This is a genomic window from Pseudomonas sp. GV085 (assembly GCF_003050925.1).
In the GTDB taxonomy this organism is placed as follows: Bacteria; Pseudomonadota; Gammaproteobacteria; order Pseudomonadales; family Pseudomonadaceae; genus Aquipseudomonas.
In genome coordinates this window covers 74120-98968 of the sequence record NZ_QAOV01000017.1, presented here as the reverse complement: position 1 = coordinate 98968, position 24849 = coordinate 74120, and the positions used below count along the sequence as shown (strand labels likewise).

General features: G+C 60.9%; 18 protein-coding genes. 9 read left to right on the top strand and 9 right to left on the bottom strand.

What is annotated here, in order from left to right; genetic code table 11:
- Nucleotides 1-12 precede the first annotated feature (12 nt).
- From mgtA to C8K63_RS26950, 3 genes are all read right to left on the bottom strand, one after another.
- Nucleotides 13-2724, bottom strand: coding sequence for a magnesium-translocating P-type ATPase (gene mgtA / locus C8K63_RS26960; RefSeq protein WP_108219460.1), 2712 nt, complete (start codon nt 2722-2724; stop codon nt 13-15).
- Between the two features lie 570 nt (nt 2725-3294).
- Entirely contained in the window at nt 3295-4632 is a 1338-nt protein-coding gene (locus C8K63_RS26955) for a lysine N(6)-hydroxylase/L-ornithine N(5)-oxygenase family protein (protein WP_108219459.1), read from the bottom strand.
- A gap of 133 nt (nt 4633-4765) precedes the next feature.
- On the bottom strand, nt 4766-5248 hold the full coding sequence (locus C8K63_RS26950; protein WP_108219458.1) for a sigma-70 family RNA polymerase sigma factor: 483 nt from the start codon (nt 5246-5248) through the stop codon (nt 4766-4768).
- 388 nt (nt 5249-5636) lie between these two features.
- Between C8K63_RS26950 and C8K63_RS26945 the strand changes: the two genes are divergently transcribed.
- The 3 genes from C8K63_RS26945 to C8K63_RS26935 are packed head-to-tail and all read left to right on the top strand — an operon-like array spanning nt 5637 to nt 10185.
- Nucleotides 5637-6809 (top strand): efflux RND transporter periplasmic adaptor subunit, encoded by a 1173-nt coding sequence (locus C8K63_RS26945; protein ID WP_108219457.1) that lies wholly within the window; start codon nt 5637-5639, stop codon nt 6807-6809.
- The gene (locus C8K63_RS26940) at nt 6810-8783 is read left to right on the top strand and encodes a MacB family efflux pump subunit (protein ID WP_108219456.1); all 1974 of its coding nucleotides are present in this window, start codon (nt 6810-6812) and stop codon (nt 8781-8783) included.
- Between the two features lie 7 nt (nt 8784-8790).
- The gene (locus C8K63_RS26935) at nt 8791-10185 is read left to right on the top strand and encodes an efflux transporter outer membrane subunit (protein WP_108219455.1); all 1395 of its coding nucleotides are present in this window, start codon (nt 8791-8793) and stop codon (nt 10183-10185) included.
- Nucleotides 10186-10317: 132 nt separating this feature from the next.
- Here C8K63_RS26935 and C8K63_RS26930 read toward each other — a convergent pair whose 3' ends face one another.
- Entirely contained in the window at nt 10318-11937 is a 1620-nt protein-coding gene (locus tag C8K63_RS26930) for a PvdJ/PvdD/PvdP-like protein (protein ID WP_108219454.1), read from the bottom strand.
- Between the two features lie 243 nt (nt 11938-12180).
- Here C8K63_RS26930 and pvdM point away from each other — a divergent pair, with 243 nt between their 5' ends.
- The 5 genes from pvdM (at nt 12181) to C8K63_RS26905 (ending at nt 20130) form a co-directional block, all read left to right on the top strand.
- The gene (pvdM, locus tag C8K63_RS26925) at nt 12181-13530 is read left to right on the top strand and encodes a pyoverdine-tailoring dipeptidase-like protein PvdM (RefSeq protein ID WP_108219453.1); all 1350 of its coding nucleotides are present in this window, start codon (nt 12181-12183) and stop codon (nt 13528-13530) included.
- A gap of 30 nt (nt 13531-13560) precedes the next feature.
- Nucleotides 13561-14841 carry an aminotransferase class V-fold PLP-dependent enzyme gene (locus C8K63_RS26920; RefSeq protein WP_108219452.1) on the top strand — a complete coding sequence of 427 codons (1281 nt, stop codon included), beginning with the start codon at nt 13561-13563 and terminating at the stop codon, nt 14839-14841.
- Nucleotides 14842-14857: 16 nt separating this feature from the next.
- Entirely contained in the window at nt 14858-15730 is an 873-nt protein-coding gene (locus tag C8K63_RS26915; protein ID WP_108219451.1) for a formylglycine-generating enzyme family protein, read from the top strand.
- 206 nt (nt 15731-15936) lie between these two features.
- Nucleotides 15937-17586, top strand: a complete 1650-nt coding sequence (locus tag C8K63_RS26910; RefSeq protein WP_108219450.1) for a cyclic peptide export ABC transporter — start codon at nt 15937-15939, stop codon at nt 17584-17586.
- Nucleotides 17587-17712: 126 nt separating this feature from the next.
- On the top strand, nt 17713-20130 hold the full coding sequence (locus tag C8K63_RS26905; RefSeq protein WP_108219449.1) for a TonB-dependent siderophore receptor: 2418 nt from the start codon (nt 17713-17715) through the stop codon (nt 20128-20130).
- A gap of 136 nt (nt 20131-20266) precedes the next feature.
- Here the strand turns inward: C8K63_RS26905 and C8K63_RS26900 are convergent, their stop codons facing one another.
- From C8K63_RS26900 to C8K63_RS26890, 3 genes are all read right to left on the bottom strand, one after another.
- Nucleotides 20267-20794, bottom strand: coding sequence for a PaaI family thioesterase (locus C8K63_RS26900; protein ID WP_108219448.1), 528 nt, complete (start codon nt 20792-20794; stop codon nt 20267-20269).
- A 65-nt stretch (nt 20795-20859) separates the two neighbouring features.
- Nucleotides 20860-21396, bottom strand: a complete 537-nt coding sequence (locus C8K63_RS26895) for a glyoxalase superfamily protein (protein WP_108219447.1) — start codon at nt 21394-21396, stop codon at nt 20860-20862.
- A gap of 206 nt (nt 21397-21602) precedes the next feature.
- A complete protein-coding gene (locus C8K63_RS26890; protein ID WP_108219446.1) occupies nt 21603-22055 on the bottom strand; it encodes a hypothetical protein in 453 nt (150 codons plus the stop codon).
- A 3-nt stretch (nt 22056-22058) separates the two neighbouring features.
- On the opposite strand from C8K63_RS26890, the gene C8K63_RS26885 reads away from it, so the two are divergent.
- Nucleotides 22059-22403, top strand: coding sequence for a nuclear transport factor 2 family protein (locus C8K63_RS26885; RefSeq protein WP_256595022.1), 345 nt, complete (start codon nt 22059-22061; stop codon nt 22401-22403).
- Here the strand turns inward: C8K63_RS26885 and C8K63_RS26880 are convergent.
- Both C8K63_RS26880 and C8K63_RS26875 read right to left on the bottom strand, forming a co-directional pair.
- Nucleotides 22400-23092: a hypothetical protein gene (locus C8K63_RS26880; protein WP_108219444.1), complete on the bottom strand. Its 693-nt coding sequence runs from the start codon at nt 23090-23092 to the stop codon at nt 22400-22402. The genes C8K63_RS26885 and C8K63_RS26880 overlap by 4 nt on opposite strands.
- The gene (locus tag C8K63_RS26875; protein ID WP_108219443.1) at nt 23085-24272 is read right to left on the bottom strand and encodes an AAA family ATPase; all 1188 of its coding nucleotides are present in this window, start codon (nt 24270-24272) and stop codon (nt 23085-23087) included. The genes C8K63_RS26880 and C8K63_RS26875 overlap by 8 nt, the downstream gene beginning before the upstream one ends.
- Nucleotides 24273-24849: the final 577 nt, after the last annotated feature.

The following is a 24849-nucleotide window of genomic DNA, read 5'->3' as shown; positions in this document are numbered from 1 at the left end:
GCAAGCTCGCTCCTACATGCCAAACCGGCGAATGTAGAACCCCTTCACCGCCTGGGTCAGCGCCATGTACGCCAGCAGGATCACCGGCAGGAACACGAAGTACAGCGAGGGCAACGCCTGCAATTTGAAGTAATGCGCCAGCGGTCCCATCGGCAGGAAAATCCCCACGGCCATGATCAGGCCGGTCATCACCAGCAAGGGCATGGCCGCGCGGCTTTGCAGGAACGGGATCTTCGGCGTGCGGATCATGTGCACGATCAGGGTCTGGGTCAGCAGCCCGACCACGAACCAGCCGGACTGGAACAGGGTCTGGTGATCCGGGGTGTTGGCATCGAACACGTACCACATCAAGGCGAACGTGCTGATGTCGAAGATCGAACTGATGGGCCCGAAAAACAACATGAAGCGCCCGACATCCGCCGGTTGCCAGCGCTGTGGTTGCTTGAGCATTTCGTCATCGACGTTATCGAACGGAATGGCGATCTGCGAAATGTCATAGAGCAGGTTCTGCACCAGCAGGTGCATCGGCAGCATCGGCAGGAACGGGATGAACGCACTGGCCACCAGCACCGAGAACACGTTGCCGAAGTTCGAACTGGCGGTCATCTTGATGTACTTGAGCATATTGGCGAAGGTCCGGCGGCCTTCCAGCACGCCCTCCTCCAGCACCATCAGGCTCTTTTCCAGCAGGATGATGTCGGCCGCTTCCTTGGCGATGTCCACGGCGCTGTCCACCGAAATACCGATGTCGGCGGTGCGCAGGGCCGGGGCATCGTTGATGCCGTCACCCATGAAACCGACCACATGGCCGTTGCCCTTGAGCAGACGGACGATGCGTTCCTTGTGCGACGGGGTCAGCCTGGCGAAGACGTTGGTGGTCTCCACGGCTTTCGCCAGTTCGGTATCGCTCATGCGCTCGATGTCGTTGCCCATCAGCAGGCCTTGCTGTTCCAGGCCGACTTCGCGGCAGATCTTCGCCGTCACCAGCTCGTTGTCGCCGGTCAGCACTTTCACCGCCACGCCGTGGGCTGCCAACGCCTTGAGGGCGGGCGCCGTGCTTTCTTTCGGTGGATCGAGGAACGCCACGTAGCCGATCAGCGTCAGTGCCTGCTCATCGGCCAGGCTGTAGGTGTCGCGCCCTTCGGTCATCGGCCGCGCAGCAACCGCCACCACACGCAGGCCTTCGGCGTTGAACGTAGCCGTGACCTGACGGATGCGCGCCAGCAACTCTTCGGTCAAGGCTTCATCGACTTCGCCGTGACGCACCCGCGAGCAGACCGCCAGCACTTCTTCCACCGCGCCCTTGCAGATCAGCAGGTGCGGTTGATCGCGCTCGGCGACCACCACCGACATGCGCCGGCGGGTGAAGTCGAACGGGATCTCGTCGACCTTGCGAAACGCCGTGCCGACTTTCAGCTCACGGTGGATCTCGACGTGTTCGAGCACCGCCACATCCAGCAGGTTTTTCAGGCCGGTCTGGTAGTAGCTGTTGAGGTAGGCCATTTCCAGCACGTCATCCGAGTCGTTGCCCCAGACATCGACGTTGCGCGCCAGGAAGATCTTGTCCTGGGTCAGGGTGCCGGTCTTGTCGGTGCACAGCACATCCATGGCGCCGAAGTTCTGGATGGCGTCGAGGCGTTTGACGATGACTTTCTTGCGCGACAGGAACACCGCGCCCTTGGCCAGGGTCGAGGTGACGATCATCGGCAGCATTTCCGGGGTGAGGCCCACGGCAATCGACAGCGCGAACAGCAGCGCTTCGGTCCAGTCGCCCTTGGTGAAACCGTTGATGAACAACACCAGTGGCGCCATCACGAACATGAAGCGGATCAGCAACCAGCTGACTTTGTTGACCCCGGTCTGGAACGAAGTCGGCGCCCGGTCGGTTGCACCCACGCGCTGGGCCAGGGCACCGAAATAGGTGCTGTTGCCGGTGGTGAGGATCACCGCCATGGCCGTGCCGGACACCACGTTGGTGCCCATGAACAGGATGTTGTCCAGGTCCAGCGGGTTGAGCGTGTCGCGGTCCTGCTGGCGGGGAAATTTTTCCACCGGCATCGATTCACCGGTCATGGCCGCCTGGCTGACGAACAGGTCCTTGGCGCTGAGCACCCGGCAATCGGCGGGAATCATGTCACCGGCCGACAGCACGATCAGGTCGCCCGGCACCAGTTGCCTGATCGGCAGTTCGATGCGCTGCGCGCCGCGGTCCTCAAGGTCCCGGCGCATCACCGTGGCGGTGTTGCTGACCATGGCCTTGAGGGCATCGGCGGCCTGGTTGGATTTGGTTTCCTGCCAGAAACGCAGCAAGGTCGAGAGCACCACCATGGAGAAAATCACGATGGCGGCTTTCATGTCTTCAGTCAGCCAGGAGATGACCGCCAGCAACGTCAGCAGCAGGTTGAACGGATTCTTGTAGCAGTGCCAAAGGTGCGTCCACCAGGGCAGCGGCTGTTCGTGCTCGACTTCGTTGAGGCCGTATTGCTCGCGCAGGGCATCGGCTTCGAGTTCGCTCAAGCCGTCGGTGTGACTGCCCAGGGTGTTGAGCAACTGACCGGTGTCGCTGCCGGCAGCGGCCACCAGGGTTTGCGCCAGGGTGGGCGGGACTTCACGGCTGACCGTAGTGTCGGTGAAGGTTTCCAGCAACGCCAGGCGACGGAAGTGCCGGGCGATGTGGCGGTTACGCAGGAAACCTGCGAAGAGTTCCTTGAGGGTAAGTTTCATGGCTGGTGCCCCTTTGGTCAGCCGGGAAACCGTCGAGCAGGCAGGTCCACGCCGCTGCCGCCGGAACGACCGGCAAAGCAAGGCCTGGCGCGCCGGTCACGAATGACAGGCGTGTCGATAGAGCGGCGGCCACGACAAAGAGTCGAAACCACGCACTGTTCAGCGTCGATGAGAGGGACGTCGGGACATGGCCCGGACTGGCCATGATCAGGATGCCGCTGCTCGCTTTTCGGCGAGACAACGGCACAGGAAACTGCGCGTTATCTTGCCGAGAAAATGCCGGTTACCGGGACCGGCCGACAACTGTCACTCGAACAAGTACCCACTGTGGGTCTCCGTAATGGATGAAAACGCGCGAAGCTTACGCCCCGATGTTTGGCGAGTAAACCCGATACAAAAGCTTGCCCGGGGGGAATCGTGGGGATCTTCAGGAAGGGTTCAGGATTGAGGGTCTTGGGTGATTTCAATGGCCTCATCGCGAGCAGGCTCACTCCTACATTGGTCCTGTGAACACCGGTCCATTGTAGGAGCGAGCCTGCTCGCGATGGCGGCCTTACAGACGCAGCAAACTCAGCTGGCGGTCGCCAACAACAAATCCACCACCGACCGCCCATGCCCGCGATGCTTGCCATGCTCATACAGCGAGCCGGCAATCTCATCGGCACGAATCGGCAGGATCGACAGCAAGGTGTCGCTCAGCCCATGGCTGGCCTGGCAGAAGCCCTGCATGTAGAGGCCGGCCTTGCAGCGTTCATCGGTGATCAGTTTGTAGTTGCGATCGACCTCGAAATCACCCAGGTACTCTTCAAGCGGTGCCAGCAACTTGCGGTGCATCTGCCGCTCATAACCGGTGGCCAGCACCACGGCGTCGTAGTGACGCACCGAGACTTCGCCGGTGGCGTTGTTGCGCAACACCAGTTCGATACCGCGCTCGTTGGCGGTGGCCTTTGAGAGGGTGGTCAGGGTGTGGAACGCATGACGAGCGATGCCCGAGACTTTCTGCCGGTAGAAGATGCCATAGATGCGCTCGATCAAATCGATGTCCACCACTGAATAGTTGGTGTTGTGGTACTCGTTCACCAGTCGCTCGCGCTCGCTGTCGGGCTGCTGGAACACCAGGTCGGTGAACTCCGGCGAGAACACCTCGTTGACGAAAGGGCTATCGTCGGCCGGCTTGAGTGCCGAGCCGCGCAGGATCATGTCCACCTGCACCGACGGGAAGCTGTCGTTCAAGTCGATGAAGGCCTCCGCCGCGCTCTGCCCGCCACCGATGATCGCAATGCTCATCGGCCGGTTGTCCACGCACGGCTGTTTGGCCATCTGCGCCAGGTACTGGGAATGGTGGAACACCCGGCCGTCATCCTTGAGCGCCTTGAACACTTCGGGAATGCGCGGCGTGCCACCGGCGCTGACCACCACCGAACGGGTGGTGCGCACCTGCTGATGCCCGCTACCATCGCGGGAAATCACCCGCAACGCCTCGACCTGATGGTTGTGCAGCACCGGCTCGATGGTCAGCACTTCTTCGCCGTAGCGGCTTTGCGCGGTGAATTGCCCAGCGACCCAGCGCAGGTAGTCGTTGTACTCCATACGGCACGGATAGAAGGTGCCCAGGTTGATGAAGTCCACCAGGCGTCCGTGGGCCTTGAGGTAGTTGACGAACGAGTAAGGGCTGGTCGGATTGCGCAGGGTCACCAGATCCTTGAGGAAGGAAATCTGCAACTCGCTCTGGGTCACCAGGGTGTTGCCGTGCCAGCGGTAGTCGGCCTGCTTGTCGAGAAACAGCACATCCAGGTTGCCCTGGCTCGCCCCGCGCTCTTGCAGCGCGATGGCCAGTGCCAGGTTCGACGGGCCGAAACCGACGCCGATCAGGTCGTGAACGAGGGGCGCTGCAATTGCCTGTGTCATGTCCAGTGTCCTCTGGATGTTCCCCTCAACCGCGGGGCATTGAACCTAAGTGACCTGACAGGCCTTGGGCCGCACAACAGGTCGTCTGTTGAGTAGGAACGAGGACCGTGAAAAAAAATTTAACCGCGCAGGATCACTGGGCGTCCCACTGTCGCATCCGCGCACGGCAATGCTTCATGGCGTTGACAATGTGCTTCTCGACCATTGCCCGGGAAATGCCCAGTTGCTCGGCAATCTGCGGATGGGACAGGCCTTCGATCTTGCGCAGCAGGAAACTCTCGCGGCACAGCCGTGGCAACTCCGCCAGGGCCCGCTGAAGCATGTCCAGGCGCTGACCGTGATCGAGGACCTTGTGCGGCGACGGCGTGAAGTAGCGTTCCTCGCTATCGAGCACGTCCAGCGGTTCGGCTCGACGCAAGGCGTTGCGGCGGTGGTCATCGATGACCAGGTTGAGGGCGGTGCGATAGAGGAATGCCCGGGGCTGCTCGATCGGCGCATCGCTGGTCCGTTCCAGCACGCGCAGATAAGCGTCATGCACCACATCTTCGGCCACCTGACGGTTGCCCAGCCTGGCGTTGAGGAAACACACCAGCTCGCGATAGTAGTTTTCCAACATGACTCCCGTCCGCACGGGGGTGCGGTTTCTGTCCTTGAGCCGTTCCGGCGACCGCTGAATTACGCAGTAGCAAGATAGTGGCAATTTAAGTCGCGTAATTTATAGTAATTCTCATATAGATTTAAAGTGCTGCTTCAACTTGCCCGGCAATTTGTCTCGCCCCCTGTAGGAGCGAGCTCGCTCGCGATGGTCGCAAGGACGACGCGTTAAATCAGAAAGTACGCATCATCGTTCACGACCATCGCGAGCAAGCTCGCTCCTACAGTAGTGGTTTGTGTCGTCGCCTAAATTCTGTGCCCGGTCCATCGTTTACAGGACAGCTCCCCGTCTGCGTCCCGGTCTCCCCGTCGCTGAACGACGGGCCGATTTTCCCAGGCCGGAACCCTGCATGAAACGTCCCCGACAGACCCGACGCGCCCTGCTTGCAGCACTTTGTCTGATCCCCGTGGTGGCCGTCGCCGCCTGGCAGTTCATTGCGCCGGGACGCGACGGGCTCGTCACCGTCCAGGTCAGCCGCGCCGACATTGAAAGCAGCGTCACGGCATTGGGCACCCTGCAACCGCGGCGCTATGTCGACGTCGGCGCCCAGGCCTCCGGGCAGATCCACAAGATCCACGTGGAAGTCGGCGACCTGGTCAAGGAAGGCCAGCTGCTGGTGGAAATCGACCCGTCCACGCAACAGGCCAAACTCGACGCCGGGCGCTTTTCCATCGAAAACCTCAAGGCACAGCTGCAGGAACAGCGGGCGCAGCACGACCTGGCCCGGCAGAAATACCAGCGCCAACAGAACCTCGCCGCCGGTGGCGCCACCCGTGAAGAAGACGTGCAGACCGCCCAGGCCGAACTGCGCGCCACCCAGGCACGGGTCGACATGTTCCAGGCGCAGATCCGCCAGGCCGAAGCCAGCCTGCGCAGCGATCAGGCGGAGCTCGGTTACACGCGGATTTATGCACCGATGGCCGGCACCGTGGTGGCGCTGGATGCCCGGGTCGGCCAGACCCTCAACGCCCAGCAGCAGACTCCGCTGATCCTGCGCATCGCCAAGCTGTCGCCGATGACCGTGTGGGCCGAGGTCTCGGAGGCCGACATCGGCCACGTCAAACCCGGCATGCACGCCTGGTTCACCACCCTGAGTGGCGGCACCCGGCGCTGGACCAGCACCGTGCGGCAAATCCTCCCCGTACCGCCCAAGCCGCTGGACCAGACCAGCCAGGGCGGCGGCAGCCCCGCCAGCACCAGCAAAAGCGGGAGTGCCCGCGTGGTGCTGTACACCGTGCTGCTGGACGTCGACAACGCCGACAACGCGCTGATGGCGGAAATGACCACCCAGGTATTTTTCGTCGCCAATCAGGCGCAGAACGTACTCACTGCGCCCGTCGCCGCCCTGCACGCCGGCGCGCAGGCAGACCTGCAGACCGCGCAAGTGGTCGCCAGCAATGGCAGCATCGAACAACGCAACGTGCGGACCGGCATCAGCGACCGCCTGCGGGTACAGATCCTCGAAGGCCTGCAAGAAGGCGATCACCTGTTGATCGGCCCGGTCGACGGGAGTGGCGGCTGAATGCACACGCCCCTGATCGACCTTTCGCACATCCGCAAAGCCTACGGCGGTGGCGACGCGCCTGAAGTCCACGTGCTGCGTGGCATCGACCTGTCGATCCATGCCGGCGAGTTCGTGGCGATTGTCGGCGCTTCCGGCTCCGGCAAGTCGACGCTGATGAACATCCTCGGCTGCCTCGACCGCCCGACTTCGGGCGAATACCGCTTCGCCGGGGAAAATGTCGCCACCCTGGACAGCGACGAACTGGCCTGGCTGCGGCGTGAAGCCTTTGGCTTTGTGTTCCAGGGCTACCACCTGATTCCATCCGGTTCGGCCCAGGAAAACGTCGAAATGCCGGCCATCTATGCCGGCACCCCGGCCGTCGAACGCCACGCCCGCGCCGCCGCCCTGCTCGAGCGTCTCGGTCTGGCCTCGCGCACCGGCAACCGCCCCCATCAACTCTCCGGCGGGCAGCAGCAGCGGGTGTCGATTGCCCGCGCACTGATGAACGGCGGCCACATCATCCTGGCCGACGAACCCACCGGCGCCCTCGACAGCCACAGCGGCGCCGAGGTCATGGCCCTGCTCGACGAATTGGCGAGCCAGGGCCACGTGGTAATCCTTATCACCCACGACCGCGAAGTGGCGGCCCGGGCCAAACGCGTCATCGAGATCCGCGACGGCCTGATCATCAGCGACAGCGCCCGGGGCAATCCCGCCGCGCAGAACTCGGCCAACCCCGGTGCCCTGCAAGCCGTCGATTTGCGCAAGCGCCTGAGCGAAGGCGCCGAAGCCACCGGCGCCTGGAAAGGCGAATTGGTCGATGCCGTACACGCGGCGTGGCGGGTGATGTGGATCAACAAGTTCCGCACCGCGCTGACCCTGCTCGGGATCATCATCGGCGTCGCCTCGGTGGTGGTGATGCTCGCCGTCGGCGAAGGCAGCAAGCGCCAGGTGATGGCGCAGATGGGCGCGTTCGGTTCCAACATCATCTACCTCAGCGGCTCGGCGCCCAACCCGCGCACGCCCATGGGCATCGTCACCCTCGATGAGGTCGCGGCGATTGCCAGTTTGCCCCAAGTGATGCGGATCATGCCGGTCAACGGCCAGGAGGCCGGGGTGCGCTTTGGCAACCTCGATCACATGAGCTACGTCGGCGGCAACGACACCAACTTCCCGGCGATTTTCAACTGGCCGGTGGTCGAAGGCAGCTACTTCACCCACGCCGATGAGCAGAACGCCGCGGCGGTCGCAGTGATCGGGCACAAGGTGCGGACCAAGCTGCTCAAGGACGTGGCCAACCCGATCGGCCAGTACATCCTGATCGAAAACGTCCCCTTCCAGGTGGTCGGCGTGCTCGCGGAAAAAGGCGCCAGCTCCGGCGATTCCGACAGCGACGACCGCATCGCCATCCCCTACTCCGCCGCGAGCGTGCGCCTGTTCGGCAGCCACAATCCCGAGTACATCGCCATCGCCGCCGCCGACGCGCGCAAGGTCAAGGAAACCGAAAAAGCCATCGAGCAACTGATGCTGCACCTGCACGACGGCAAGCACGATTTCGAGCTGACCAACAACGCGGCGATGATCCAGGCCGAGGCGCGCACGCAAAACACCCTGTCGCTGATGCTCGGCTCGATTGCGGCGATTTCGCTGCTGGTGGGCGGGATCGGCGTGATGAACATCATGCTCATGACCGTGCGCGAACGCACTCGCGAGATCGGCATCCGCATGGCCACCGGTGCCCGCCAGCGCGACATCCTGCGCCAGTTCCTCACCGAAGCGGTGATGCTCTCGGTGGTGGGCGGCCTCACCGGGATCGCCCTGGCGCTGATCGTCGGCGGCGTGCTGATTTTCAGCGAAGTCGCTGTCGCCTTTTCCCTGATAGCGGTGCTGGGTGCCTTCGGCTGCGCCCTGGTCACCGGTGTCGTTTTCGGCTACATGCCGGCCCGCAAGGCTGCCCGACTCGACCCGGTCACAGCCCTTACCAGTGAATGATCGATTGATGAAGCCGCCACTCAGTGTGTTGACCCTATGCCTGTTGCTCAGCGCCTGCGGCAGCCCGACACAGCGCCCCGACAGCGGCATCCAGCCGCCCGCCGCCTGGCAATCGCCGCACACCGCCGGCATCACTTATGACAACCAGCAATGGTGGAACCGCTTCGGCAGCCCGCAACTGGGTCGCCTGATCGAACAGGCGCGGCTCGGCAGTTACGACCTGGCCGCGGCCATCGCCAGAGTACGCCAGGCCCAGGCCGATACGGTGATTGCCGGCGGCTCGCAATTGCCCGAGGTCAAGGCCGCGGCCAATGCCAATCGCCAGAAATTGCTGCGCGGCAGCGGCTACAGTCAGCTCGACGCCGACAGCGATAACGACGCCGTCGACTATTTCACGGCGAACCTGACTGCCAGCTACGAAATCGATTTCTGGGGTGGCCAACGGGCTGGCCGCGACAGTGCGCAATTCAGTCTGAAAGCCAGCGAGTTCGATCAGGCCACCGTGGAGCTGACCTTGCTCAGCGGCGTGGCCAACGGCTACGCGCAAGCCTTGTCGTTGCAGGAGCAGAGCCGCATCGCCGAATTGAATCTGGCCAATGCCCAGAGCGTGTTGAAACTGGTGCAGACCCGTTTCGATTCGGGCTCGGCCACGGCCCTTGAACTGGCGCAGCAAAAAAGCCTGGTGGCGGCGCAGCAACGCCAGCTGCCGCTGGTGCAGCAACAGGCCGAGGATGCGCGAATCAGCCTCGCCGCCCTGCTCGGCCGTCCGCTTCAGGCGCTGTCGTTGGGCCAGGAACGCTTCGATCAACTGACCTGGCCTGCGATCGACGCCGGAGTGCCCAGCCAGTTGCTCAGCCGCCGCCCGGACATTGCCCGGGCCGAGGCGCAACTGGCTGCCGCCCAGGCCGACGTCACCGTCGCCCGGGCCGCGATGCTACCGACCGTGACCCTCACCACCGAACTCGGCTCCGGCGCCGACCGGGCCGACGATATGCTGCGCAGCCCCTTCTACAATCTCACCGCCGGGCTGCTCGCGCCGGTGTTCAACAACGGCCGCCTCGGCGCCCAGCGCGACAAGGCCACGGCGCGCCAGCAAGAACTTCTGGAAACTTATCGCGGCGCGATCATCAATGGCTTCGCCGACGTCGAAAAAGCCCTCAACAGCATTCGCGGGCTGGATGAACAACGCGGGTGGCAGAGTGAAGAACTGAGCCAGGCGCAAACCGCGTTCAACATCGCGCAAAGCCGTTATCAGGCCGGGGCCGAGGATTTGCTGACGGTGCTCGAAACCCAGCGCACGTTGTATGCGGCGCAGGATTTGAACGTGCAACTGCGGTTGTCGCGGATGCAGGCGAGTATTGCCCTGTACAAGGCGTTGGGTGGGGGGTGGCAGGTTCTTTAGCTGTGGCGCCTGTCAGGACGCCATCGCGAGCAGGCTCGCTCCTACATTTGATATTGGTCGTACACAAATTTTGTGCTCACTGGCGATCCTATGTAGGAGTGAGCCTGCTCGCGATTGAACGATAACTCGGTATCAAGCCTGGCTCTGCTTAGCCTTCAGATTGCGCGCATACCACGGCCGCTGCGGCACCTTGCGCAACAGTCCGGCCAGCATCTTCTCGTCCTCGCCAAAGGTAATACGCAGCGCCAGCTTCATGGTTTCCGGGTCCATTTCCACCGACTTGCCCACCTGCAACCCCGGCGTGGTGCTGCAGCCATGGGTGCTCGGGCCAATCCACGGATCATCGATCTCGACCCAGCGTCCCGGCGCGAACCATTGCACGCCGTTGACCTGCAGCCGACTGACCTGCCCCGGATGAAAACGCTCGTGGGCGCGGAACCAGTCTTCCAGGCGATCGTCGATCCATCCGTGGAAATGCCAGAACACCGGGCTCACATGGGAAGAAAACGGGTCGCCGAGAAAATCGTTTTCCGGTGCGAACCAGCGTGCGGAAAAGTCCGCCGGATCCCGGGCGAATGGCACCGGCTGACCGTTGGCCGGATCACGCGGCACCGAGGCCCAGCGCATGTGCAGCCAGTCGTGCAGGCCCAGCTCGACCTCCGAGCCGAACTGGCCGAGGGTCAGCGTCGACAGGTAACGCGGATCACGGTAGCGCGACTCCCAAACCTGGAAATTGCTGTGGTACGTCTCGCCGGTCTTGATGTCGCTGACCCATTGCGTGTACTCGTCATCGTCCTCGGCCAGCCAGGTCGGCGGCAGCGCAGTGCCGTCGTGGTTGTCGAAGTAACGCGCAAAGCCGAGCCGGTCCCGCGCCAGTTCCGGTTGCGGTAACGGGAAATGCGTCCAGGACGGCAGGTCCTGCATCGAGCGCGCCGTGCCGAGCATGTGCCGGTGCATGAAGAAAAAATCCACGCCCGAACCATTGCGATCCTTGTGCTCGCCACGGGCATCGCGCTCCTGGTCCCGCGGGCCGGGCTGCCAGCCGAGCCCGCGCAAGGCACCGCGCTGGTCTTCGGACAGCTTGTGCCACTTGTCCCGGGAGGCATGCCAGAGCTGGTGGAACAATCGGTGCTGCGGCGACACCAGCCAGGCCAGCAAGGTCGGATTCAGGCCGGTGCGCTCGCGGGCTTCAGGGAATACCCGTTTGACGGCAATGAATCGATTGTCCTGCGCCGTGAGCATCATTGGTCGATTCAGGTCCAGCACCCGCCCACTGAGACTGCCGCTGCCGGCGTTACCGAAACCGGCCCAGACCTCGTCCAGGGTCATGTCGAATTCGTAATCGCAACAGCCGCTGGCACCCAGCAGTCGCCAACCCAACTGCTTCGGGTTGGCCCCGGACAGATCGCCGAGCACCCGGTAGCGGGGCTCTTCGGCAGAGCGCAATCGCTCGCCGGTGTCGAGAAAACCCACGACGCCACGCCCCTTGTGGCCAATGTCGAGAAACACTTCCAGGCCTTCGAGCGGCAAACCTTCGATACCGGCGTCACGACCTTCGAAACGAATCTGCCAGACCCCGCGCAAGGTATCCGCCAAGCGTTGGCCGGCAATATCCGCCACCTCGAACGAGGCTTCGCCCGGGGTAATGGTCGGGTCCGGCCTGTTCAATTCGTGATGCCCGTAATACACCGCCGGCCCAGCGGCACCGGTCAGCGCCAGCCCCGCGAGGAACCATCGTCGAGAAATCGTCATTGCCCTACCTGTGTCAGCCATGGAGCAGGCTTTATCCAAGCTAGAACGTTCGTTGCCCTCATAAATTTAAAAAGCATCGCGAGCAGGGCTCACTCCTACAGGAGACCGCATTCCCATGTAGGAGCGAGCCTGCTCGCGATGAGGCCATTAGCCGCGCTAATTTTTTCGCCCAGCCACTCGTTCCCCCCAGATAGCAAAGGCCCCCACACCTGATCCGGGGCGGCGAACCTGACTGAGACGGCAATGACAAAACCACGTTCGAAAAAGGCTCTTTTCATCGGCCTGCCGCTGGCCCTGGCGATCAGCGCGGGAGTGGGCTTCGCGGCCTGGGATTACGGGTTCAGGGACAACCCCGGCTACCCGATCAAGGTGATGAAACAGGCCGAGCAATTGCAGGAGCGCATCCTCTCGTTCGACAGCCACATCACCGTGCCCATGGACTTCGGCACCGCCGGCAACGAAGTCGACAAGGACGGCGAAGGCCAGTTTGACCTGATCAAGACCGGGCGCGGGCGCCTGTCCGGGGCGGCGCTGACGATTTTCGGCTGGCCGGAAATCTGGAACGGCCCCAACGCGCCCCATCGCCCTACCGCCGGCTTCGTCGACGAGGCCCGCCATGAGCAGGAAACCCGCTACAAGATCATCAGCGCCATGGTCCGCGACTTCCCCAACCAGGTGGCCATTGCCTACACCCCCGACGACTTCCGCCGCCTGCACGGCGAAGGCAAGTTCGCGGTGTTCATCAGCATGCTCAACGCCTACCCGCTGGGCAATGACCTCAATGCCCTGGACAAGTGGGCCGCGCGCGGCATGCGCATGTTCGGCTTCAGCTACGTCGGCAACAACGCCTGGGCCGATTCGTCGCGGCCGCTGCCGTTTTTCAACGATTCGCGGGACGCCCTTGGCGGGCTGTCGGACATCGGCAAGCAAGCGGTGCAGCGCCTCAACGACCTGGGCGTGATCATCGATGTATCGCAGATGTCGACCAAGGCCCTGGAGCAGGTCGCGCAACTGAGCCGCGCGCCGATGGTCGCCTCCCACTCGGCACCGCGCGCCCTGGTGGACATCCCGCGCAACCTCAGCGACATGGAAATGCAACTGATCAAGAGCAGCGGCGGCGTGGTGCAGATCGTCGGCTTCCCGACCTACATCCGCCCGCTCAGCCAGGCCACCCAGGACAAGCTCAACGCCCTGCGCGCGCGCTTCGACCTGCAACCGCTGCAAGGCCTGGAAATGGCGTTGATGCCGGGCGACCCGGTGATCACCGTCTGGCCCGAGCAACGTTTCGGCGAGTACGCCAGCCAGCTCTATTCGATCCTCGACGAAGAACCCAAGGCCACCCTCAAGGACTACGGCGATGCGATCGATTACGCCGTGAAGAAAATCGGTATCGATCACGTCGGCATCAGTTCCGACTTCAATGACGGTGGCGGCGTGGACGGCTGGAAAGACGTCAGCGAGGCCCGCAACGTGACCGCCGAACTGATCAGCCGCGGCTACAGTGAAGCCGACATCGCCAAGCTTTGGGGCGGCAACTTCCTGCGGGTCTGGGACCAGGTGCAGAAGTCCTCCCGGCCTGTGGTCCAGAACTGATTTTTCCTTTTGCCAAAGCGAACCGAACCCATGACCAACCGTCGTTCATTCCTCAAGCAGGCCGGCATTCTGGCAGCCGGTATCCCCTTGGTCTCGGCCGTGAACCTGCCGGCACTGGCCGCCAGCCCCGCGCCGTTGCCCAAGGACAAATGGGACCAATTGCGCCAGTTGTTCACGCAGGACCCAAACTACCTGCACTTCGCCAACTTCCTCGTCACCTCGCACCCGCGTCCGGTGCGTGAAGCCATCGAGATGCACCGCGCCAACCTCGATCGCAACCCGGGCCTGGCCATGGACTGGCATCGCGGCGAAACCGAACGCCGCGAAGAAGAGGTGCGCGTATGGGCCGGCCGTTACCTGAAGGCCAACCCGTCGCAGATCGCCCTGACCGGCAGCACCACCGAAGGCCTGGCGATGATCTACGCCGGTATCCACGTGCGCCCGGATCAGGAAATCCTCACCAGCGAACACGAGCACTACGCCGCCAACAGCGTGTTCGAGTACCGCACCCAGAAGGACGGCACCCAGGTTCGCAAGATCAAATTGTTCGAAGACCCGTACAAGGTCTCGACCGCTGAAGTGCTGGCCGCGATTGAGCGCAACATCCGCCCCGAAACCCGCGTACTGGGCATGACCTGGGTGCATTCCGGCAGCGGCGTGAAGCTGCCCATCGGCGAGATCGGCAAACTGGTGGAGGAGAAAAACCGTGGTCGCGCCGACAAGGACCGCATCCTCTACGTGATCGATGGCGTCCACGGCTTCGGCGTGGAGAACGTCGATTTTCCCGACATGCACTGCGACTTCTTCATCGCCGGCACCCACAAATGGATGTTCGGCCCACGGGGCACCGGGATCATCTGCGCCCGCTCTGACGAGCTCAAGGACGTGACGCCGACCATCCCGACCTTCTCCGAAGCCACACGGTTCTCTACGGTGATGACCTACGGCGGCTACCACTCGTTCGAACACCGCTGGGCGCTGACCGAAGCCTTCAAATTGCACCTGGAACTGGGCAAGGCCGAGGTCGCGACGCGCATTCACGCCATCAACAGCTACCTGAAAAAACGCTTGCAGGCACACCCGTCGGTGGAGCTGGTCACGCCGCTGTCGCCGGAGTATTCCGCGGGTTTCACCTTCTTCCGTATCAAGCACCGGGACTGCGAAGCAGTCGCCAATTACCTGATGGATCAGCGCGTGGTGTGTGACGCCGTGGACCGTGATGTCGGGCCGGTCATTCGTGTGTCGCCGGGGCTGCTCAATACCGAAGCGCACATCGACCGCCTGATGGAACTGCTGGCCACCCAGGTCTGACTGAGCGAGAGCCAATATGAAAAGCACCCTGAAAAAACTCGGCGCCCTGACGCTGTTGGCCGTGCTCGGCAGCGCCTTGCCCGGCCTCGCCCAGGCCTACACCGCGCCATTGCCGGGCAAGGTCTTCAAGGATTGCCGTCATTGCCCGGAAATGGTCGTACTGCCCGCCGGTACCTTCACCATGGGCACCCCGGAAGGCGAAGTCGGCCGCGAGCCTGATGAGGGCCCGATGCATGAGGTGACGTTCGACAAACCATTCGCCATGAGCCGTTACCAGATCACCGCCGCGCAATGGGACCAGTACCTCAAGGAAACCGGGACCACCCTGCCCAATGGCGACAGCCGCCCCGGCCGCGAGTGCATCAACAGCAAGCCGCGTTATCCACAGGGCCCGCGTCAGCCGGCGGTGTGCATGAACTTCGCCGAAGTCAGCGCCTACGTTGCCTGGCTGTCGCTGAAAACCGGCCAGCACTACCACATCGTCAGCGAGGCCCAGCGCGAGTACGCGGCCCGCGCCGGGTCAACGGGAGCGTTCCCCTTCCCGTTCGACCCCGGCACCGAATACAGCATCGCCACCCACGCCAACACCTACGGGCCCACCGATGGCTACAGCTACAGCTCGCCGGTCGGCAGTTACCCGCCCAACGCCTTCGGCATGTACGACATGCACGGCAATGTCTACGAATGGATCGCCGACTGCTACCACCCGGACTACGTCGGCGCGCCCACCGACGGCAGCGCCTGGACCGAACCGAACTGCGACACCTTGCGCATCCGTGGCAACGACTGGGGCGAAGCGCCGGTGTTTTCCCGCTCGGGCAACCGCAATGACATCGACCCGCAAACCCGTGGCGACTGGATCGGTTTCCGTGTCGTGCGCACTCTTTAATCCCTCCCCAACCCTTGTGGGAGCGAGCCTGCTCGCGAAGGCGTCGTGTCAGTCAACATCAAGTTTTCTGATCCACCGCTATCGCGAGCAAGTCGGATCGCCGCACCGTCGCTCCCACAGGTTTTGCATCGTCCACCTTTTAAATTAAGCCCTCCATCAGACGTTCTACTGGGTATCTGCCTCAAGACCCAAGGAACCCTCTGCTCATGACCCAGCCAACGCGCGGTGCAATTCATGAATTGTTCAGCCTCCTGAAACCGTTCCGGCTCGTCGTCAGTCTGTCGATCCTCCTGGGCATGGTGGGTGGCCTGAGCGTGACGGTGCTGCTGGCCACCATCAACAACGTGCTGCATTCGCCGCAAGGCCTGACCCAAGGCGTGGTCGCGCTGTTCGGCGGCCTGTGCCTGCTGGCCCTGGGCAGTTCGATCTGCTCGGACATCGGCACCAACTACGTCGGCCAGCACATCATTGCCAGGCTGCGCAAAACGCTGGGGGAGAAAGTGCTTTCGGCGCCCATCGAGCAGATCGAGCGCTATCGCAGCCACCGCTTGATCCCGGTGCTGACCCACGACGTCGACACCATCAGCGACTTCGCTTTCGCTTTCGCGCCGCTGGCGATTTCCCTGACCGTGACCCTCGGCTGCATGGGTTACCTGGCGATGTTGTCGTGGCCGATGTTCCTGATGATGGTGCTGGCGATTGCCATCGGCACCGGCATTCAGTTCTACGCCCAGGGCAAGGGCATCCAGGGTTTCATGGCTGCCCGCGACGCCGAGGACGATTTGCAAAAGCACTACAACGCCATTGCCGGCGGCGCCAAGGAATTGCGCATCCACCGCCCGCGTCGCCAACGCATGTTCGAATCGGGCATTCAGGGCACCGCCGATTTCATCTGTAAAACCCAGGTGCGTTCGATCAACACCTTCGTGATCGCCAAGACGCTGGGCTCGATGCTGTTCTTCGTGGTCATCGGCCTGGCACTGACCCTGCAATCGTTCTGGCCCAGTGCCGACAAGGCAGTGATGAGCGGTTTCGTGCTGGTGCTGCTGTACATGAAAGGCCCGATCGAGCATCTGGTCAGCACCTTGCCGATCGTCAGTCGCGCGCGCATTGCCTTTCGCCGCATCGCCGAACTGTCCAGCCAGTTTTCCTCGCCCGAACCGCACCTGTTGCTCAACGACAAAGGCATCCAGCCGACAGTGGTCAACCGCCTGCAACTGGACAACGTCAGCTACGCCTTTCCCGCCGTACCGGGCAGCGACGCGTTTCGCCTGGGCCCGGTGAACCTGACCATCGAGCAAGGCGACATCATGTTCATCGTCGGCGAAAACGGCTGCGGCAAGACCACCCTGATCAAGTTGCTGCTGGGCCTCTACGCGCCGCAACAGGGTTCGATCCTGCTCAACGGCCAGGGCATCGATGCGCACAATCGCGACGACTACCGCCAATTGTTCACCACGATTTTTGCCGACTACTACCTGTTCGATGACGTGGTCCAGGGCGACCAGCACATCCCCGAAGATGCCAACAAATACCTGCAACGGCTGGAGATCGCGCACAAGGTCAGCGTTCGGGACGGCAGTTTCACCACCACCGAGCTGTCCACCGGCCAGCGCAAGCGCCTGGCGCTGGTCAATGCCTGGCTGGAAGAACGCCCGGTGCTGGTGTTCGACGAATGGGCCGCCGACCAGGACCCGACCTTCCGCCGCATCTTCTACACCGAGCTGCTGCCGGACCTCAAACGCCTGGGCAAGACCATCATCGTCATCTCCCACGACGACCGCTATTTCGACATGGCCGATCAACTGGTGCGCATGGAATCGGGCCGGGTCGTCACCGAGCGCGCGACCGCCTGACGGTGGTTGCCGCGTGCAGATCATTGTTTTTTGGAGTTTGTTTTCCGGTTTAGCCACAGTGGTACGTCTAATAATAATTATCATTAACTAAAACACTGCACACACCATTCTGGAGCGATTCGAGCAATGCAAAGCCTTACTCTGTCCCGCGCACCGCTGGCATTAGCCATCGAACGGCAAAAGAAATACCGAACGGTCGTGCCGGGCGCGCTGCTGACCCTGTTGCTGCTGGGCACATCCCAGGTCGAGGCAGCCCCGGTCAGCGTCAATGTGCCGGCTCAATCGCTGGCCAGTGCATTGCGCCAACTGGGCCAGCAGACCAACCTGCAGATTCTCTATAGCCAGGACATGGTCGACGGCATCAAGTCAACGGCGGTGTCCGGCAACATGGAACCGGAACAGGCACTGAAAACCTTGCTGCTGGGGAGCGGCATCAATTTTCAGTTGAATGGCAACACCGTGTCGCTGGTGCCAACGGCCGGTGATTCCAGTGCGTTGCAGCTGGGTGCGACGTCCATCACCGGCGTGGCGCTGGGGCCGACCACTGAAGGCACGCACTCCTACACCAGCGATGAAGTGACCATCGGCAAAGGCAACATCAAGGTCAAGGACATCCCGCAGTCGGTGTCCGTCGTCACGCGCCAGCGCATGGACGACCAGAACCTGAACAGCCTGCAGGACGCCCTGCGTCAGGTCACCGGCGTGACCGTCAAGACCTACAACTCCGGCTCCAGCCTCAATGACATCTTCATGCGCGGCTTCCTCGTCGATCAGGTGCAGGTCGACGGCGTCTCGCAACCCACCGGCCAGGGCGACATGGCCACCAGTTTCGACCTGGCGATGTACGACCGCATCGAAGTGTTGCGCGGCCCGTCCGGCCTGTACCAGGGTGCGGGTGAACCCGGCGGTACGATCAACGTGGTGCGCAAGCGTGCCCTGAGCCAATTCGCCCTCGGTGGCGAACTGGCCGCCGGCTCCTACGATCGCTACCGTTCTTCGGTGGACGTCACCGGCCCGTTAAACGACCAGGGCACCGTGCGCGGTCGCTTCATCACCGCCTATGAGAACAACAAGTCCTTCGTCAACTACGCGCAGAACGAACGCCCGATGGTCTACGGTCGCCTGGAATTCGACCTCGACCCGGTCACCACCCTGTCGGTCGGTGGTGCCTACCAGCAGAACCACTCCACCCCGGCCTTCGGCCTGCCGGCCTACGCCGACGGCAGATTGCTCGACGTACCGCGCTCGACCTTCGTCGATGCCAAGTGGAACACCCTCGACGAAAAAGTCTGGGAAACCTTCGCCGAACTCGACCACGAACTGGACAACGGCGGTCAGTTCAAGACCACCCTGACCTACCGCGACGCCGAAACCCCGCAGCGTAACTTCACCTGGGCCGACGGCGCGGTCGACCCGGCCACCGGTGACAGCTGGGCCGTGGCGTACGACTACTACACCCACATCAAGACCATCGGCGTCGACAGTTTCGTCACCACGCCGTTCGAGTTCGCCAATCGCCGGCACGAGTTCACTCTGGGCGCCGAGTACCAGCACCTGGACAGGGACTTCACCTACGGCGGCGGCGAGTACTTCCCGATCAATGTGTTCGATCCGGGCAGCATCGACATTCCCCGCAACGACTATGCGCACGTCAATGGCAACTGGTCCAAGTCCGACCAGTACGGTGTCTACACTCGTGCCAAGTTCAACGTCACCGACTGGCTCGATGTCATCGGCGGCAGCCGTGTGACCTGGTTCGAAAGCGACGCGAAGAACGCCAACGCCTTCTTCGACAACTTCGGCGAAGCCCACACCAGCATCAACCGCAAGGTCGTGCCGTACGGCGCCATCATCGGCAAGATCACTCCGCAACTGTCGACCTACTTCAGCTACACCGGCGTGTTCAAACCCCAGAGCGAAATCGGCACGGACGGCGAGCCGGTCGGCCCGCGCGAAGGCAAGCAATACGAGATCGGCCTCAAGCGCGAATTCTACGACGGTCGCCTGAACGCCAGCCTCGCCGCCTTTCGCATTTACGATGAAAACCGTGCCGAATACGACAACACCTCCGGTGCCTACATGACCGAAGGCAAGGCCCGCAGCCAGGGTTGGGAAACCGAGTTGAGCGGCAACCTGACCGAGAACTGGAGCATCGTCACCGGTTACGCCTTCACTTCCACCAAGTTCCTGGACGGCGATGCGGCCAACAAAGGCAAGACCTTCAGCACCATTACGCCCAAGCACAACTACAACCTGTGGACCAAGTACGAGTTCACCGACGGTGCGCTCAAGGACTTCAGCGTCGGCGGTGGCGTGCGTGTGGTCAGCGACACTTACTTCCAGCGTGACGTGAAGTTCCAGCAAGGCGGCTTTGCCGTCGCCACGGCGCAGGTCGGCTACAAGTTCAACCAACACCTGTCGTCGACACTGACGGCTAACAACCTGTTCGACCGCAAGTACTACGACCGCGTCGATGCCTCCTGGGGCACCAACTTCTACGGCGACCCGCGCACCCTGACCCTGAGCCTGCGCGCGCAGTACTGATGGCTGAAAGCATCATCCGCAACAAAAAACCGGGCCACTGCTGTAGGAGCGAGCTTGCTCGCGATGGATTCAAGAGCGCTGCGTTTAGTCAGTAAACACGCGTTATCGTTAACGACCATCGCGAGCAAGCTCGCTCCTACAGCGGCCCGGTTCCGTTTTCTGCTTGCGACGTATGGCTGTGCGCTTCGGCCCTGAGTTGCCCTGTATCGACGCGCACAAAAACGGAATCCCCGACAGCGGTCAGGACATCCCCGGCGAAGACCTCGCAAATGACCCGGCTTTTGCGCCCGACATCGCCCTCGACTTTGGCACGCAGTGTCAGGGGTACGCCCATTGGGGTGGGCTTGATGAACTTGATGCCCAGGTTACCGGTGACGCAGGTGATGTGGGGCAAGCTGCCCGCTTCGCGCTGCTCTGCCCGGTAGTGATAAGCCATCGCCGCCCAGTTGGAATGACAATCCACCAGCATCGCAATCAAACCGCCGTAAACCAGATCCGGCCAGCCGCAATACTTGTCATCGGGCAAATGCTGCGCCATGACATGCACCCCGTCTTCATGCCAGAAACTCTTGATGTGCAGCCCATGCGGGTTCTGGCTGCCGCAGCCATAACAAACGCCTTCAGGCGCGGCGATGTCTTGAAGCGAAGTGTCCTGCGTGGTCATGCCGTGTTGATCCTTAATCGTCGTGGTTGAAAGCGAACCGGGTCACCCCGGTTCGCACCGCCTGATCAATATTGGCAGAAGCGAATACGATTACCGAACGGGTCGTAGACTTGCAGCTCCTTGCCCCAGCCTTGCTGAACAATATCAGGGCGTCCGTAGCCGTAGCGCTTGCCCTGCAACTCATCCCTGAGCAGCTCGATGTTTTGCATGGGCACGAATACCGTCGAGCCAGGGCTGGCATCGCCGTGATGTTCGGAAAGATGCAGTTGCAACCCGTCGCGACTGATGCCCAGGTACAGCGGCAGATCAGCCTCGAAGCGATGTTCGAACTCGACGCTGAACCCCATGAAATCCAGATAGAACTCGCGCGCCTTGGCTTCGTCGAAACTGCGCAAAATCGGGATGGGTCTATCAAAGGTAATGCTTGGCGCTGGCGGGGTATTGGCCTGGGTAAGCATCGCCGACGCGGTGTTCCAGTCCTTGTAGCCCAGTTGCTGCGCGACCAGTTCCAGCGCGGTGGAATGGGTCACCACTTGATTGCGTTCCTCCAGCGAGGCGCGCAACTGTTTGGCCATTTGCTTGGCTTGCTCGATTGAAAACATGGCTGCTCCTGTAGCCGAGATGCCTTGGTGCTCGCATTGCCAAACCTCGACCATCAAGAGAGGCGACAGGGTTCGTATGAGGAGGAGATGCTTTCACCTTTCCCAGCGGGAGCGAGCGGCGGGCAGCATCGGGCCGCTGTCGATATTACATAGCCGATACGGGATGCGGAAGATGGCTCGGCAACCCCCTGTCCGTGGCTTGAGGACTATTCCTTCAGGCGTGAAAATTGCTGGACCACAAATGCCCCGACGGTGACCGCGCAGGCTGCCCATGCGCAAGCCACCTGCCAATGTCTGAATAGACCGAGAACATCCCCCATCAGGAAACCGGTCGAAAGCAGAAACATAAACAATGAAATGGCCGCCAGAATGACGCGTGGAATCGCCATTACCCACCGCCACCAGACACCGGGTTCAAAGCGCCGCGTAACCCATCGACTCAACCCTGTCAGCCCCGCCAGCAATGGCGCAGCAATCACCAGCAGGATCGGAATGATAAAGAGAGCCAGCGTGGGTTCGACCTCTCCGCCGTCCTCGCCGGGCGTGTAGAAGCTTTCTTTCCAGATTTCGCTGCACAGGGCGAAGGTCAGATAAATGACTGCCACCGGGGCGATAGGGAATATCAGGCAACTGATGAGGCTTTTCTTGAGATCCATCATTGAATCGTCCTTGGTTTTTCAGAATGGCGCTCTTGTTGTGGTGTCCGTACCATGTCGTCTTATCTCAACGACGCGGTCTCGGAAATGCGCGGTACCCAGCACATAATTTCCACCTTTTTGCTGGAAATTGATGGCCACACTGCGACGGCTCAAACAGTCGCCCCGGCAATGATGATTTCCGGCAATGACGACGGCACAAATGATGTTCTGTTTATTGGGCTGAGGTACCGCGACACTCTGGTGAAAACACTGGATGGCTGGAGTATTCACTCGCGGACGCAGGAGCAAAACTGGGTTTACAACATTCCCCCTTTAGAACTTTACTCATTGGAGGGTCTAGAAAATTAAACGGCAGCGAGAACCGCTGTCTCAAAAGCTTCTGCTTGCGAACAAACGGCTTTGATAGCCGGCCAATTGTCTGTCACCTTGTTTGCATGTTGACGATACTCGCGAACTTTCTTTCGGATCCTCTGATCCAGTGGTAACAGAGAAAGACGAGACTCCAAATTGACATTGCACTCTGCTCCGCGCAAAAGCGCGTGGTCAGCAGAAAGCGATGCAGCCGCGAGCCAGGTTCCTGATGCTTGTGCAGGAAGACACAATACAGTCTTGGTTCCGCGGCTAGATGGATGAAGCCAGCTATCTAAAGTAGCCGTCAATGGTGCAATGCTATGAGCGACCGGAGGGCAAGGTCGTGCGCAAGGTAAAATCCCCCAGCCCTTTTGTACTGCCATGTCATGAACCGTTGGGCCTGCATTTGCATAAAACTCAGTCGAAACATCCACATCTAAATGGATGATTAACAGATCAAACTGCTCCAGCGTGGGGTCGGTATCCAAAGATGCTGAATGTCTTTGACTTGAGGCATCGCACCATTTCAATACACCACTCCAGCCGGTCCCCATCTTGGGTGCAGTCGCTTCAGGTTGAAGCTTGGTCAGGATGAAAGGTCTTTCAATAATGGCTTTTAATGCAGCTTCAATAATTACAAGGTCGGTGTCACCCTCTACAACCAAGGCAATACGCAATTCAGACATTTGGTACCGCCCCCAAACTCCCCATCATCCACAGTCTGGACAATGGATATTGCTCATGCTGTTTCTCCTGCTCCGCCGTCAATACAACTCGCCGAACTACCGTCAGACCGTTGCTATTTCGCTCCACCGCAAACAAACGGGTGTCGGGATCAGATAAGTCCAATCCATCCAGTACCGCGGGGTTGTGAGCAGTGAACAGCAATTGGCGATCAGGGTCGTTATGTCTGAGCCAATGGCTGAGACAGGCTGTCAGCTTTGACAGTAGTCGTGGATTCAGTGCCTGATCCAGGTTGTCTATCGCCAGAATTCTTGGTGCCAATGGAGATAGACAGAGTGCCGCGCAAAACAAAACATACAATGCCCCTTCGCTGGCATCATAGGCGGTCAGTTCATTGCGTGACTTATTCATGAATCGGTCTGTGAACTTCAGCATAAGTTTGGTTCTGGGCACTTTGCTTGAAATCAATGACCCGCCATGACTAGTGGCTTGGACATCGGCAACCCAGTCGATCAGCTCCAAAATCTGGTCCAGTACCTCTTCACCGTCTTCACCCTGACTTTCCAGATGCTTGCGCAAGGCTTCAAAACTTTCGGCTAGCTGTCCACCACTCAGTCCTACAGGTCGTCTGGCTTGCACATCAGGAATGATCCCGCGCAGGGAAGGTGTATTGGGACAGTAGATCGCATACTCTTGCAGGCTCTGCATCAACCTGGCAGCAGGATTTTCTGGTTCTAACTCAACCAATTTCAGTGCAGCCAGACCCGACTGTGGATTCAGATTCTTCTTGTTACGAACCCCATCGGAAAGAATCTCGAAATGGCCGTCTGACAGGACCTCGGTTTTGTAAGTCCAAGCAGGTTCAGGCGAATCGAGCGGATTCAGCAAAGAGACGCGGTAAGCCTCGTTGTCATCTCCAACGATACCTACACCAATATGTGCAGGTGTTCGTTCAGAAGCAAACGAGCTCTTGTAAAGTCGAGGCAGCCCCGCGCGAACGCCGCGACGAAGCAGGCTCTCATCGTCAACAACACCATTCGCCGCAGCACTAAGCACGCCTAGCGCTTCCAGAACATTGCTCTTTCCAACGCCATTGGCACCTATAAAACAATTCACACGGCCTAGCTCTATGCTTTGCTCGTGAACCGATTTAAATCCGTAAACGCCTAATTTACGAAGCATTCTATTAGTCCCATTTTCGCAAGATGGGGCCCCATCAAGTCTTGATCAGGCACATTACCGGAAATCCGTCGAGTCACCCAGTGCGCTAGCAGTTCAGTCCATTTACAAAACCTCCAAAAGCTCCGTCGGAAGGAAGCAATTAGCGGAAAAAAATGGAAGCAACTCTCCCACGCTATACCTTGGGCGTCTGACCACCAACCCTAAAAGTCAGTAGGAAATTTCCTCGACTTTTCAGTACCTCCATCGCGCAGATGATGCATAGCTTTTCTATCAAACAGAAAATGATGGCGCCTGTTTAAGCCGTCTGTAGGTTACTTCGTGAAAGCCACAACGCCTTGCGCCGTTGCCTACAGGTACGCCAGAATCCGCCGGCTTGTGCGCCTTGGGGGGTGTCGGTAACTTGATTCGGGTCACTGATTGTCAGTGATCGGGTTTAGTAGCCCGTGGTTACTCAAGGCGCATAGCCCATCAAACAGTCAGGTATCCCATCCCTGCACTTTATGGTGGCTGTGTGCAGGGCGCCCTAGGGCGCGCCGGCTCCTTGGGTCCCCGGTCTACTAACCTGCGCACAGTTACC

Bases quoted from the DNA above. Each gene is read 5' to 3' on its own strand.
- mgtA (WP_108219460.1), bottom strand. From the start codon at position 2,724: ATGAAACTTACCCTCAAGGAACTCTTCGCAGGTTTCCTGCGTAACCGC.
- C8K63_RS26955 (WP_108219459.1), bottom strand. From the start codon at position 4,632: ATGACACAGGCAATTGCAGCGCCCCTCGTTCACGACCTGATCGGCGTC.
- C8K63_RS26945 (WP_108219457.1), top strand. From the start codon at position 5,637: ATGAAACGTCCCCGACAGACCCGACGCGCCCTGCTTGCAGCACTTTGT.
- C8K63_RS26910 (WP_108219450.1), top strand. From the start codon at position 15,937: ATGACCCAGCCAACGCGCGGTGCAATTCATGAATTGTTCAGCCTCCTG.
- C8K63_RS26895 (WP_108219447.1), bottom strand. From the start codon at position 21,396: ATGTTTTCAATCGAGCAAGCCAAGCAAATGGCCAAACAGTTGCGCGCC.
- C8K63_RS26880 (WP_108219444.1), bottom strand. From the start codon at position 23,092: ATGTCTGAATTGCGTATTGCCTTGGTTGTAGAGGGTGACACCGACCTT.
- C8K63_RS26950 (WP_108219458.1), bottom strand. From the start codon at position 5,248: ATGTTGGAAAACTACTATCGCGAGCTGGTGTGTTTCCTCAACGCCAGG.
- C8K63_RS26920 (WP_108219452.1), top strand. From the start codon at position 13,561: ATGACCAACCGTCGTTCATTCCTCAAGCAGGCCGGCATTCTGGCAGCC.
- C8K63_RS26935 (WP_108219455.1), top strand. From the start codon at position 8,791: ATGAAGCCGCCACTCAGTGTGTTGACCCTATGCCTGTTGCTCAGCGCC.
- C8K63_RS26900 (WP_108219448.1), bottom strand. From the start codon at position 20,794: ATGACCACGCAGGACACTTCGCTTCAAGACATCGCCGCGCCTGAAGGC.
- C8K63_RS26915 (WP_108219451.1), top strand. From the start codon at position 14,858: ATGAAAAGCACCCTGAAAAAACTCGGCGCCCTGACGCTGTTGGCCGTG.
- C8K63_RS26875 (WP_108219443.1), bottom strand. From the start codon at position 24,272: ATGCTTCGTAAATTAGGCGTTTACGGATTTAAATCGGTTCACGAGCAA.
- C8K63_RS26930 (WP_108219454.1), bottom strand. From the start codon at position 11,937: ATGACGATTTCTCGACGATGGTTCCTCGCGGGGCTGGCGCTGACCGGT.
- C8K63_RS26940 (WP_108219456.1), top strand. From the start codon at position 6,810: ATGCACACGCCCCTGATCGACCTTTCGCACATCCGCAAAGCCTACGGC.
- C8K63_RS26890 (WP_108219446.1), bottom strand. From the start codon at position 22,055: ATGATGGATCTCAAGAAAAGCCTCATCAGTTGCCTGATATTCCCTATC.
- C8K63_RS26905 (WP_108219449.1), top strand. From the start codon at position 17,713: ATGCAAAGCCTTACTCTGTCCCGCGCACCGCTGGCATTAGCCATCGAA.
- pvdM (WP_108219453.1), top strand. From the start codon at position 12,181: ATGACAAAACCACGTTCGAAAAAGGCTCTTTTCATCGGCCTGCCGCTG.